Here is a 335-nt window from a genome sequence, read left to right as displayed (position 1 = left end):
AGCATCGGAGTGCCAGTTCGCCGGGTAGGCGTCGACGGTGCCGCTGTTGTTTTCGGTTTCCTGGCCGTCACGGCGGCTATAGACCAAAATCCCGCGCAGGAACTCATCGCCGCCGGCGACGGTCACCCCGTTGTGCCAGCTGCGATCCGCAGAGTCGTAACCTCTGCGGTAGCCGAAGGCGCTGGTCTTGCCCGGGCGCAGGTAATCATCCGCCGATTTCGGGCGGAAGGAGACATTCCCCCCGATAGCGCTGTTGGCCGTTTCCGTCGAGGTGGCGCCGGACTGGATATCCACGCTGCCGTACATATACGGGTCGATATAATCGCGGCCGATAC

The 335-nt window shown here is 63.0% G+C and carries 1 pseudogene; it reads right to left on the bottom strand.

The window, feature by feature from the left end:
- Positions 1 to 335: pseudogene (locus IM317_RS23840) on the bottom strand (TonB-dependent receptor); the annotation flags it as partial.

The organism is Enterobacter cloacae complex sp. S3 (assembly GCF_014930495.1).
Classification (GTDB): Bacteria; Pseudomonadota; Gammaproteobacteria; order Enterobacterales; family Enterobacteriaceae; genus Enterobacter; species Enterobacter asburiae_B.
The sequence above is the reverse complement of the archived record's forward strand: the minus strand, read 5'-3'. Positions and strand labels throughout refer to the sequence as shown.